Source organism: Dietzia aurantiaca, assembly GCF_021033825.1.
In the GTDB taxonomy this organism is placed as follows: domain Bacteria; phylum Actinomycetota; class Actinomycetes; order Mycobacteriales; family Mycobacteriaceae; genus Dietzia; species Dietzia aurantiaca.
This window is the reverse complement of sequence record NZ_JAIFXZ010000009.1, coordinates 107,975-119,339: the sequence shown is the minus strand read 5'-3', so window position 1 is coordinate 119,339 and position 11,365 is coordinate 107,975. Positions and strand designations below refer to the sequence as shown.

Sequence of the window (11,365 nt, the reverse complement as noted above, 5' to 3'; positions counted from 1 at the left end):
GTGAAGGGTAGATCGTCGCGGGTGCTCCCGGAAGGCCTGATGCGACACAGTCACGGTCCGAAGGCGACAACGTGACACTTGTCACGGACAAGAAGAGAACGAGGTCATCTGTGGGATTCACACGAGCACTGGCGATGGCGGTTCCCGAGAGTCGGGTGCGATTCTTCGGTCATTCCGAGCACAGTCACGAGGTTCCGCACATCGTGCATATGGTCATGGGCCGCGGGCGCCTGACCGTGGACGGCTCGGTGGTCACTCTCGAACCGCGGGCATCGGTACTACTCGCCCCGGGGGTCCCCCACGCGCTCGACCTGGACGAGCATTCGATCGCCCTGGGGCCGTTCCTGTCCCCGCGCAACACTCCGGTCGAACGAGTCCGGAGACTGGGGGTCGTCCCCGCCCTCACCGACCTGATGCTGGCCAGGCTCGCGGCCCAGCCCTACACGCACGAGCAGGTGACACTGTTCACCGACAGTCTCGACGACATCGTCTCGGCACTTCTCAATGAAGCATTCGCCGTTCCCACGCCCGCCCACCCCACGGCACGCCAGATCGCCGAGGTCGCGACCGACTCCTCCGCCACCCTGGCCGAGCTCTGCGGCTGGTTCTCGATCAGCCCGCGTCAGATACAGCGCCTGTTCCTGGGTGAAACCGGGCTCACGTTCCAGCAGTGGCGCACACGGACTCGACTCAACGTAGCGATCCGGGCCCTGCGCGGGGGCTCGAGCGGTGAGAGTGCGGCCCGGAGCGCAGGTTTCGCGAACCGAGCCGGGCTCCTCCGTGCACTCAGCCGGGAATGCGGCACGCCGATCGACGACCTCAGAATCGATCCCCTGGCCTGCCTCCGGCGGCCTGAGGAGGCGCCTGCCGACGTGGACCGCGGCCGATCACGCCCGGACGTCGGTGGCGATCACCGTCAGCGAACCCGGGGCGACCTCGGTGTAGCCGGCGTCGACGACCGCGGCCACGCCGGGCTCTGAGCGGGCCACAGCCGCCGACAGATCCTGCCAGCGAGAGGAATCGGCCTCACGAACCGCAACGGGGCAGCCGCTGCCGACCCATTCCCCCAGCCGCTTGCGTGACATCTCCGCCATCAGCAGCATGACGCCGTGGCCGACCTGCGCCGCCGCCTTGCCGACGGACATCTCCAGGCCTTCATCGATCCAGATCACCGGCTCCCCGGCCGGGGGCGAGTCAGGATGATCACGCTCGAGGTCGGTACCGCCGATCTGCAGGCGTGCCAGGCGCGGATCGATGTCGTCGACCGGGCCCGGGACGAACGCCCGCGCCTCGCAGCCGTCGACCTCGACGGTCACGCCGTCCACGTCCTGCGCCGCCCGCCACTGCGCTCCCCTGGCCCGCCGGGCGATCTTGCGCATCCGGGCATCCAGCCAGCCGGAGAACGGTTCGTGCCACGGCCCGCCGGGTGCGACGCGCACGTCCACACACACCAGGGCGACCGCACGCGCCGCTGCCTCGAGAAGCGGGGTCCGCGACGGCAGGTCGCCTCTGGGCAGGTGCAGGACGATCGGCATCGACCGCACCGTGCTCCGGTCCTCGGGATCCTCCGCCCCGGACGATCCCGCCGCCAGCCGGTCGTGGCACCAGTCGAGGTCCCTGCCGGTGCCCGGGCCCCCGATCACACCGGTGCCCTCCGAGACCGAGCCGCCACCCATGCCCGCGGGGCCTGCCGCAGCCCCATCTGTCACGCCAGCGGGACCCGACGGTAGGTTCCGGCGGCCGTGTCCGCAGCCTCGATCTCGTCCCGGGTGATCCCCAGGATGAACAGGACCGCGTCGAGGAACGGCTTCGACAGCGACGCATCCGCCACCTCGCGCAGAGCTGGCTTCGCGCAGAAGGCGATGCCCAGTCCGGCGGCGGTGAGCATGTCGATGTCGTTGGCGCCGTCGCCGACCGCCACGGTCTGGCTCAGCGAGATCCCGAGCTCCCCGGCGAACTGGCGAAGGTACTCGGCCTTCGCCTCGCGATCGACGACCTCACCGATGACGCGGCCGGTGAGCTCGCCGTCGACGATCTCGAGGGTGTTGGCGCGCGCGAAGTCCAGACCGAGCTCGTCAACCAGGCCGGAGATCACCTGGATGAAGCCGCCGGAGACCACACCGCACCGGATCCCGAGTCGCTTGAGCGTGCGGATCGTGGTGCGGGCGCCCGGGGTGAGAACGATGCTCGAGGCCACCTCGTCGAGAACCGACGCCGGCAGACCCGCCAGCGTGGCGACCCGCTCGTGAAGCGACTGCGCGAAGTCGAGCTCGCCACGCATGGCTCGCTCGGTGACGGCCCGGACCTCCTCCTCCTTGCCCGCGTGCGCGGCGAGCATCTCGATGACCTCACCCTGAACGAGGGTGGAGTCGACGTCGAAGACCACCAGCCGCTTGGAGCGGCGACCGAGACCGGCCTTGTCGACGGAGATGTCCACGCTGTGGGCGTCCGACAGCGGTGCGAGGGTCTCGCGCAGGTGCGAGTCGTCGGCCGAGTCGCGGCCCGCGGTGGAGACGTGGAGCTCGAGCCCGGTCACCGGGTAGTCGGCGATCCCCCGGATGGAGTCGATGTTGGCGCCGATAGTGGCCAGGGCCCCGGCGACCGCGGAGAACGCGGACGCCGTGACGGGGCTGCCGAGGATCACGACGGCATGGGTGGACGGCGGGGGCGCCGGCGCGATGTCGTCGAACTGCACGTCGAGGTGCATCCCCATCTCGTTCACCTGCTCGGTGAGTTCCCGCACGACGGCGACCGCGTCGGCGTCCTCGTCGACCCGCGTCATGAGACCGAGGGACAGGTGGCCGTTGACGACAACCTGCTCGACATCGACGAGATCAGCGCCGTGCGAGGCGAGAACGGCGCTGACACGGGCGGTGACGCCCGGGCGGTCGGGGCCGGTGACAGTGAGGAGTGCCGGGGTTCCGGTGGTGCTCACGGATGCTCCTGACGGGAGGTCGTGGGCGGCCTGGGCCACCCGGTGGTCGCCTGAGGAGTGCGCAACAGACGAAGGTGCAGCGGACACGCGAGAACCCCGCCGGTGGACAAGCCTACCGACGGGGTTCCTGGCAACCGAGCCCGTGGGTGAGTACGGGTGGGGTGGTCAGCCCTTCTGCGGCGAGGGTCCGCGCTCGGCGACGTCCTTGGACGAGTGCGGGTCGTGGGACTTGGCGCGTCCGCCGACGTGAGCCTCGGCGCGCATGCGCTCGCTCATGTGCGGGTAGTGCAGCTCGAACGCGGGACGCTCGGAGCGGATACGGGGCAGCGTCACGAAGTTGTGGCGCGGCGGCGGGCAGGACGTGGCCCACTCGAGCGAGTTGCCCGCGCCCCACGGGTCGTCGACGGTGACGATCTCGCCGTAGCGCCAGCTCTTGATGACGTTCCAGATGAACGGCAGCATCGCGATGCCCAGGATGAACGAACCGACGGTCGAGATCTGGTTGAGGACGGTGAAGTTGTCCGTGGCCAGGTAGTCGGCGTAGCGGCGGGCCATGCCCTGGTTACCCAGCCAGTGCTGGACCAGGAACGTGGTGTGGAAGCCGATGAACATCAGCCAGAAGTGCCACATGCCGAGCTTCTCGTCGAGCATCCGGCCCGTCATCTTGGGGAACCAGAAGTACACGCCGGCGAAGGTGGCGAACACGATCGTGCCGAACAGCGTGTAGTGGAAGTGCGCCACGATGAAGTACGTGTCCGAGATGTGGAAGTCGATCGGCGCCGCGGCCATCATGATGCCGGTCAGACCACCGAACAGGAAGGTGACGATGAAGCCGAGGGAGAAGACCATCGGCGTCTCGAAGGTCATCTTGCCCTTCCACATGGTGCCGATCCAGTTGAAGAACTTCACGCCGGTCGGAACCGCGATGAGGAACGTCATGAAGGAGAAGAACGGCAGCAGGACCGCACCGGTGACGAACATGTGGTGCGCCCACACGGCCATCGACAGGGCCGCGATGGCCAGGGTCGCGAAGACCAGGCCGGCGTAACCGAACAGCGGCTTACGCGAGAAGACCGGGAAGACCTCGGAGACGATGCCGAAGAACGGCAGCGCGAGGACGTACACCTCGGGGTGACCGAAGAACCAGAACAGGTGCTGCCACAGGATGGCGCCACCGTTGCCCGGGTCGTAGATACGGCCACCGAAGGTGCGGTCGTAGAACACGCCCATCGCCGCGGCGGTGAGCAGCGGGAAGATCAGCAGGATCAGGATCGAGGTGACCAGGACGTTCCACGTGAAGATCGGCATCCGGAACATCGTCATACCCGGCGCACGCAGACAGACGATGGTCGTGACGAAGTTGACGCCACCGAGGATGGTGCCGATGCCGGCGATGGCTACACCGAGGATCCACAGGTCTGCGCCGACATTCGGAGAGTGGATCTTGTCCGCCAGCGGCATGTACATGGTCCAGCCGAAGGACGCCGCACCGCCAGGGGTGAGGAATCCGGTGAGGACGATGACGCCACCAGCCGCAAACAGCCAGAAACCGAACGCGTTGAGGCGGGGGAACGCGACGTCGGGGGCGCCGATCTGCAGCGGCATGATGTAGTTCGCGAAACCCACGACGATCGGTGTGCCGAAGAACAGCAGCATGATCGTGCCGTGCATCGTGAACATCTGGTTGAACTGCTCGTTCGACAGGAACTGCATGCCCGGGAAGAACAGCTCGGCACGGATCAGCAGGGCCATGAGCCCACCGATGAAGAAGAAGACGAAACACAGGGTGATGTACATCATACCGAGCAGCTTGTGATCGGTCGTCGTCATCATCTTCCACACGAACGAACCCGGCCGGGCGTCGCCCGTGGGTTCACCCGGTGGATGGTCGAGATCGTGGACCGGCTTGGGGGCCACTGCGGTCATAAGGGTCCTCCTGAACGCCTCACCCGACGTCGCGGGTCGAACCACCGACCCTACGTCGAACGCATAGGAATAGTGCGTGACCGCAATCCTAACCCCCGCCTGAGAACCAGAACCACCCACCCCGCCGAACTCGTCTCCGGTGGTCATCCGGCACATCGACGGTGATCCACACCGCACTCACGCCCGGCGTCCGAGACGTCCCCGACCTCCACGGAGACGACGGCCGTCGGGCGATCTCCTAGGCTGTGTTCCCATGACCGACTCCGCGCCATCACTCCGCCGCCACCCCGGGCGGGGGTACGGGCGACTGACCGCCGGCCTCGCGGCCCCGCTGGCGATCGGACTGACGCTCTCCGCGTGTGGCCCCTCCCCTGTCGACATGGTCGAGCACCCGGTGACGACGACGCCCTCGCGCATGGCCGGCGAGGAGCTCCAGCGCTCCGCCGAGCCGGAGGAGTCCTGCGCCGAGCAGCCCGCGCCCGCCGAGTTCCCGGGCGGGGGCGATCGTGATGTGCCGTCCGAGGGGCCGGGCGGCGACTCCGTCGAGGTGCCGCGGTCCCCCGAACGAATCCTCGCGCTCGGTGTGGGCGCCGTCGACGTCGCCTGTGCCCTCGGGCTGCAGCAGCTCGTCGTCGGCACCTCCGGGCTGCCCTGGGACGCGGACGTCTACCTCCCCACGTCTCTGACCGACCTCCCCAAGGTCGATCTGTCGGTACCGAGCCCGTCGGAGGCCGCTTCGACCGCGCGGAACCTCGATCCGGACCTGATCGTGCTGGCGGGCACGGACGGACTCGATGACGCGGTCGTGGAGGCCCTGGACGCCGTCGCCCCCACGGTCGTCTATGACGCCGACCCCCCGTCCTGGACGGGCGCGACCGAGCTGATCTCCGACGCCTACGGCAGGCCCCGTGCGGGCGGCGATGTACTGCTGGACGTGATCGAGAGGACGCGGATGACGATCGGCGCGGCGACCCCGTCCGACTCGCGGGTCTCGCTGGTCTCGGTGTCCGACACGGGCGGGGCGGAGGTCCAGGACCCGGCCACGCTCGGTTCGTTGCTGCTCGAGTCGGTGGAAGCCGGCCGGCCTCCGGCCCAGCGCACGCGAGACGGCGAGCAGGTCCCTCCCCTGCCCGAGTCACCCGCGCTCGGCGACGAACTGGACGGCGACGTGATCTTCGCGATCGTCGGCGGAGGCCCTTCGGAGGCGGACGCGGCGCGCGAGGTTTTCGCCTCCGACCGCTGGGCCGACCTGGATGCGGTGGGCGCCAACAGGATCTTCGTGATGGATCGGGCCGTGTGGGAGGGCTCCGGACCGGTCGCGGCACGCGCGGTGCTGGAGGACATCCGCACGTCGATCAACGGGATCGCTCCCGACGGATAGTCGCCACCGCGTCGGCGGGCTCAGTGGTGCAGCAGCGCTTTGGCCACGATGATGACGAACCCGAGCGCCGCCGTGGACACCGCGGCGAGAAGACACATGCGCAGCGGCGCGTCGCGACGTCGATAGGTGAGGTAGCCGAGCAGGGCGAGGACGGCGACGATCGTCCACATCGCTATCCAGTCGGCGACGAGATCATCGATCAGTCCCACCGCGCCCAGAACCAGCGGGATGGCGGGCGGGACGACGGCCGCGAGCAGTCCCCTGGAACGCTTACGTGCCATCCGGAGCGACGCCCTCAGGGACAGTCCCGCGTGACTGCTGTGCGCGGCCACGGTCCCCGAGTACACGTGCGCGACCCAGAACACGCCGACGGTGACGAGGACGAACGCCAGCGCCCGAACGGAGGACAGACCGGTGTTGCCGGCGACCGCGACGAGCCCCGCCACGAGGATCAGGCCGTAGATCCCCTCCTCGGTGGACAGATGCACCTCGGCCAGGAGGTCACGCTCTCGCCGGACCGAGACCTCGGCCTCGGCGCCTCCCGCATGCGACGACATGGCATTTCCCTTTCACGCGGGGATATCACCCTGGATGCGCGCTCGGCCGTAGGAGGCGTGGACGCCGTCGGGATCGCTTCGATGATAAGCGGACGTCCACCTCCGCACGCGGTTTCGCCCTGCACGCCGATATCCTGGGTGCAGGAACGCCACCGGGCCCTGAGCCTGTGGTGTCACAGGTTCTCAGGGCCCGGCTGGTGTCAGGTGCCTGACCGCGCGCGAAGAGAGGTCAGAAGTCCCAGTCCTCGTCCTCGGTGGCGACGGCCTTGCCCATCACGTACGAACTCCCGGAGCCTGAGAAGAAGTCGTGGTTCTCGTCGGCGTTGGGGCTCAGCGCCGCGAGGATGGCCGGGTCGACGTCGGTCTCGTCCTTGGGGAACATGCCCTCGTAACCCATGTTCATCAGGGCTTTGTTGGCGTTGTACCGGAGGAACTTCTTGACGTCCTCGGTCCAGCCCACCGGATCGTAGAGGTCCTCGGTGTAGTCGGCCTCGTTGTCGTACAGCTCGAACAACAGCTCGAAGGTGTAGTCCTTGAGCTCGTCACGGGTCTTCTGATCGACCTGCTCGAGTGCGCGCTGGTACTTGTAGCCGATGTAGTAGCCGTGCACCGCCTCGTCGCGGATGATCAGCCGGATGACGTCGGCGGTGTTGGTGAGCTTGGCGCGCGACGACCACCGCATGGGCAGGTAGAAACCCGAGTAGAACATGAACGACTCGAGCATCACCGAGGCGATCTTGCGCTTGAGCGGATCGTCTCCGGCGTAGTAGCCGAGCACGATCTTGGCCTTGCGCTGCAGGTACGGGTTCTCCTCGGCCCAGCGGAAGGCGTCGTCGACCTGCGGGGTCGAGCAGAGCGTGGAGAAGATGGTCGAGTAACTCTTGGCGTGCACCGACTCCATGAACGCGATGTTGGTGAGCACCGCCTCCTCGTGGGGGGTCGAGGCGTCGGGGATCATGCTGACCGCTCCGACCGTGCCCTGGAGGGTGTCCAGCAGGGTCAGGCCGGTGAAGACGCGTGCGGTGAGCGTCTGCTCGTACTCGGTCAGCGTCTGCCACGACGGGATGTCGTTGGAGACGGGCACCTTCTCCGGCAACCAGAAGTTGGTCGTCAGGCGACCCCACACCTGGTCGTCGACCTCATCGGGGATGCGGTTCCAGTTGATCGCCGACACCCGGTCGACGAGCTTGGGCTGGATGCCCGCGGCGGGGCTGTGGGAACCCGGAGCGTGCAGCTCGGCGGTCATCGGATCTCCTCCTGGTGACGGATGGGGGCAGGGGCGGTGGCCTGCGGCCGCTGGATCAGAGCATGCACGAGACGCAGCCCTCGACCTCGGTGCCTTCCAGCGCGAGCTGGCGCACCCGGATGTAGTACAGGGTCTTGATGCCCTTGCGCCATGCGTAGATCTGCGCCCGGTTGACCTCGCGGGTGTCCGCGGTGTCCTTGAAGAACAGGGTCAGCGAGAGCCCCTGGTCGACATGCTGCGTGGCGGCGGCGTACGTGTCGATGATCTTCTCGTAGCCGATCTCGTACGCGTCCTGGTAGTAGTCCAGGTTGTCGTTGGTCAGGTAGGGCGCCGGGTAGTAGACGCGCCCGATCTTGCCCTCCTTGCGGATCTCGATCTTCGAGGCCACGGGGTGGATCGACGAGGTCGAGTTGTTGATGTAGCTGATCGACCCGGTGGGCGGCACGGCCTGCAGGTTCTGGTTGTAGATGCCGTACTTCTGCACGTCCGCCTTGAGCGCGTGCCAGTCGTCCCTGGTGGGGATGGTGACCTCGGACTCGGCGAACAGCTGACGCACTCTGTCGGTGGCCGGCTCCCACACCTGGTCGGTGTACTTGTCGAAGAACTCGCCGGAGGCGTACTTCGAATCCGGGAAGCCGGCGAACCAGCTGCCCCGCTCACGCGCGATGGCGTTCGACGCCCGCAGCGCGTGGTACAGCACGGTGTAGAAGTAGATGTTCGTGAAGTCGATGCCCTCCTCGGATCCGTAGTAGATCCGCTCGCGGGCCAGGTAACCGTGGAGGTTCATCTGACCCAGGCCGATGGCGTGGGACTCCGAGTTGCCGCGCTCGATCGAGGGGACCGAGTCGATCGAGGTCTGGTCGGACACCGCGGTGAGGCCGCGGATCGCGGTCTCGATGGTCCGCCCGAAGTCGGGCGAGTCCATGGCCTTGGCGATGTTCAGCGAGCCGAGGTTGCAGGAGATGTCCTTGCCCACGTGGGAGTAGGTCAGGTCATCGTTGTACGTCGACGGCGTGGAGACCTGGAGGATCTCGGAGCACAGGTTGGAGTGCGTGATCCGGCCGGCGATCGGGTTGGCGCGGTTCACCGTGTCCTCGTACATGATGTACGGGTAGCCGGACTCGAACTGCAGTTCCGCGACGGTCTGGAAGAACTGCCGCGCGTTGATCTTGGTCTTCTTGATGCGGCTGTCCTCGACCATCTCGTGGTAATGCTCCGAGATGTTGACGTCAGCGAACGGCTTGCCGTAGATGCGCTCGACGTCGTACGGCGAGAACAGGTACATGTCGTCGTTGCGCTTGGCGAGTTCGAACGTGATGTCCGGGATCACGACGCCCAGCGAGAGGGTCTTGATGCGGATCTTCTCGTCCGCGTTCTCACGCTTGGTGTCGAGGAACTTGTAGATGTCCGGGTGGTGGGCGTGCAGGTACACCGCACCGGCGCCCTGACGCGCACCGAGCTGGTTGGCGTAGGAGAAGGAGTCCTCCAGGAGCTTCATCACGGGGATGACGCCCGAGGACTGGTTCTCGATGTGCTTGATGGGCGCGCCGTGCTCTCGCAGGTTCGACAGCAGCAGAGCCACACCGCCGCCGCGCTTGGACAGCTGCAGGGCCGAATTGATTCCGCGACCGATGGACTCCATGTTGTCCTCGATACGCAGCAGGAAGCAGGACACGGGCTCGCCGCGCTGCTTCTTGCCCGAATTGAGGAACGTGGGCGTCGCCGGCTGGAAACGGCCGTCGATGACCTCGTCGACGAGCTGCCGGGCCAGCACCTCGTCGCCGGCGGCGAGCGTGAGGGCGACCATGCAGACGCGGTCCTCGTAGCGCTCGAGGTAACGCTTACCGTCGAACGTCTTGAGCGTGTACGAGGTGTAGTACTTGAACGCGCCGAGGAAGGTCTGGAAGCGGAACTTCTTGGCGTAGGCGTAGTCGAACAGCTCGCGCACGAAATTACGCGTGTACTGGTCGAGCACCTCGCGCTCGTAGTAGTCCTTCTCCACCAGGTAGTCCAGCTTCTCGTCCAGGTTGTGGAAGAAGACGGTGTTCTGGTTGACGTGCTGGAGGAAGTACTCGCGTGCCGCCTGATGATCCTTCTCGAACTGGATGTTCCCGTCCGCGTCATACAGGTTGAGCATGGCGTTGAGCGCGTGGTAGTCCAGACGCTGCCCCTCGGTCGCCATGGTGCCGCTGCTCTCGGAGGTCATTGTTGGTGCTGCCAAAACTCTTCCAATCCTTCTCGGACGCGGATGACGTCCTCCTGTGTGCCCATCAACTCGAACCGGTAGAGATACGGGATCTCCAGCTTGTTCGCGATCACGTCGCCGGAGCGACCGAAGTCGGATCCGAAGTTGGTGTTGCCGCCGGCGATCACGCCTCGGCAGAGACTTCTGTTGTGCGCGTCGTTGAGGAACGCGACCACCTGACGCGGGACCGCAGCCCCGTTCTTCCCGGTGATCTCGAGGCTTCCCCCGTAGGTCGGGACGATAAGAACATACGGGTCCGACACGGCCGGCATCGGCTCGGTCCTCCGCACCGGTATGCGCACCGCGGGAAGACCGAGCCGATCGACGAATTTCTTCGTGTACTCGGACACGTTGGAGAAGTAGACGATCCTCACCGGCGTATCGGCCGGATCCGGAGCCGCCATGGCTGCCCCCTAGTCACATGAACTCTGGTGTTGCTGGTCTTGTCGGAAAGCTAGGCCGCGACCGAGGCGAGGGCCTTGATGCGGTCCGGGCGGAAGCCGGACCAGTGGTCGGAACCGGACACCACGACCGGCGCCTGGAGGTAGCCCAGCGCCATGACGTACTCGCGTGCCTCGTCGTCGACCGAGATGTCGATGAGCTGGTACTCGATGCCGTGCTTGTCGAGCGCCTTGTAGGTGGCGTTGCACTGGACGCAGGCGGGCTTGGTGTAGACGGTGACCATGAGTGTGGGGACCTCTTTCGGCACAGGCGCCGCGGCGGCGCGAGGGGCTCTTCTCGTGGTGGTGATCCGGTCCGACGCTTCTGGCGCGGACGGCGGGTCACCGTAATGTCTGCTGGTGGTCATGGCCCCGAATCACATGGTTGGCATTCTTCGGTGCCGCAACGCCTCTAGACACTACCCCTAGTGCCTGGAAGGTCAACCGACCACAACATTTTGGTCTTACATAGCTGGAATTCCCAGGTCGTGATCCCGCCTTGTGGGACGCTGTCGGCCCCCATCTGGAACCGACCGCGCCGGGGTCCTCCCGGCGGGTGCACCACACCATCGTTGCACCCCGAAGAGCATTGCGAAACACCGTTCGGGCAACCCACAACAAGCTCCCAACGCCCC

10 protein-coding genes are annotated in these 11,365 nt (G+C 66.6%); 2 read left to right on the top strand and 8 right to left on the bottom strand.

All coding sequences use genetic code 11. From position 1 onward, the window contains the following. Positions 1–110 precede the first annotated feature (110 nt). On the top strand, positions 111–980 hold the full coding sequence (locus K3888_RS11080; RefSeq protein ID WP_230930318.1) for a helix-turn-helix domain-containing protein: 870 nt from the start codon (positions 111–113) through the stop codon (positions 978–980). Here the strand turns inward: K3888_RS11080 and K3888_RS11075 are convergent. The 3 genes from K3888_RS11075 to ctaD form a co-directional block, all read right to left on the bottom strand. Further along, positions 888–1,709: an aminoacyl-tRNA hydrolase gene (locus K3888_RS11075; RefSeq protein WP_230930317.1), complete on the bottom strand. Its 822-nt coding sequence runs from the start codon at positions 1,707–1,709 to the stop codon at positions 888–890. The two genes, K3888_RS11080 and K3888_RS11075, sit on opposite strands and share 93 nt — an antisense overlap. Beyond that, positions 1,706–2,935 carry a phosphoserine phosphatase SerB gene (serB, locus tag K3888_RS11070; protein ID WP_230930316.1) on the bottom strand — a complete coding sequence of 410 codons (1,230 nt, stop codon included), beginning with the start codon at positions 2,933–2,935 and terminating at the stop codon, positions 1,706–1,708. Before serB ends, K3888_RS11075 begins: the two co-directional genes overlap by 4 nt. Positions 2,936–3,100: 165 nt before the next feature. Continuing rightward, positions 3,101–4,861, bottom strand: a complete 1,761-nt coding sequence (gene ctaD, locus K3888_RS11065) for an aa3-type cytochrome oxidase subunit I (protein ID WP_230930315.1) — start codon at positions 4,859–4,861, stop codon at positions 3,101–3,103. A 253-nt stretch (positions 4,862–5,114) separates the two neighbouring features. On the opposite strand from ctaD, the gene K3888_RS11060 reads away from it, so the two are divergent. Next, the gene (locus K3888_RS11060; protein WP_230930314.1) at positions 5,115–6,242 is read left to right on the top strand and encodes a TroA family protein; all 1,128 of its coding nucleotides are present in this window, start codon (positions 5,115–5,117) and stop codon (positions 6,240–6,242) included. Between the two features lie 20 nt (positions 6,243–6,262). Here K3888_RS11060 and K3888_RS11055 read toward each other — a convergent pair whose 3' ends face one another. The 5 genes from K3888_RS11055 to K3888_RS11035 all read right to left on the bottom strand — a co-directional run bounded on the left by K3888_RS11055 (position 6,263) and on the right by K3888_RS11035 (position 10,975). Continuing rightward, positions 6,263–6,799 (bottom strand): hypothetical protein, encoded by a 537-nt coding sequence (locus K3888_RS11055; protein ID WP_230930313.1) that lies wholly within the window; start codon positions 6,797–6,799, stop codon positions 6,263–6,265. A 229-nt stretch (positions 6,800–7,028) separates the two neighbouring features. Next, a complete protein-coding gene (nrdF, locus tag K3888_RS11050; RefSeq protein WP_230930312.1) occupies positions 7,029–8,045 on the bottom strand; it encodes a class 1b ribonucleoside-diphosphate reductase subunit beta in 1,017 nt (338 codons plus the stop codon). Between the two features lie 55 nt (positions 8,046–8,100). Next, positions 8,101–10,251 (bottom strand): class 1b ribonucleoside-diphosphate reductase subunit alpha, encoded by a 2,151-nt coding sequence (gene nrdE / locus K3888_RS11045; protein ID WP_230930311.1) that lies wholly within the window; start codon positions 10,249–10,251, stop codon positions 8,101–8,103. Further along, positions 10,248–10,694 carry a class Ib ribonucleoside-diphosphate reductase assembly flavoprotein NrdI gene (gene nrdI / locus K3888_RS11040; protein ID WP_230930310.1) on the bottom strand — a complete coding sequence of 149 codons (447 nt, stop codon included), beginning with the start codon at positions 10,692–10,694 and terminating at the stop codon, positions 10,248–10,250. Before nrdI ends, nrdE begins: the two co-directional genes overlap by 4 nt. Positions 10,695–10,744: 50 nt before the next feature. Continuing rightward, positions 10,745–10,975, bottom strand: coding sequence for a redoxin NrdH (locus tag K3888_RS11035; RefSeq protein ID WP_230930366.1), 231 nt, complete (start codon positions 10,973–10,975; stop codon positions 10,745–10,747). Positions 10,976–11,365: the final 390 nt, after the last annotated feature.